This window comes from Streptomyces sp. CHD11, assembly GCF_018638295.1.
Lineage (GTDB): Bacteria > Actinomycetota > Actinomycetes > Streptomycetales > Streptomycetaceae > Streptomyces.
The window spans coordinates 1-333 of sequence record NZ_JABTTS010000159.1 but is presented as its reverse complement, the minus strand read 5'-3'; the positions used below and the strand labels follow the sequence as shown (position 1 = coordinate 333).

Annotated in this window: 1 pseudogene; it reads right to left on the bottom strand. The window is 73.3% G+C overall.

Annotated features, from left to right (window positions below):
• Positions 1-333 (bottom strand): annotated as a pseudogene (locus HTV45_RS33580) (amino acid permease); the annotation flags it as partial.

The window sequence follows — 333 nt, the reverse complement described above, 5'->3', positions numbered from 1 at the left end:
GGCCAGGGCGGCGAACTCCTCCTCGGGAGCCTCCGCCACCAGATGGTGGCGGCTGTAGAAGCCGAAGTACGCGACCGCCACTCCGTAGACCACCAGGGCGATCACGGCGGCCACCACGTCGACCAGGAAGGTCGCCACCAGCGCCGCGCAGGCCAGCGTCAGCGCCACCGAGGAGGTCGTCACCCCGCCGGGCGTGCGGTACGGCCGGTGCAGCTCCGGCTCGCGGCGGCGCAGCACGATGTGGGAGAGCGACATCAGGGCGTAGCTGATGGTGGCGCCGAAGACGGCGACGTTGAGCATCCGCGCCCCGTCGCCGGTGGCGGCGGCGAGGCC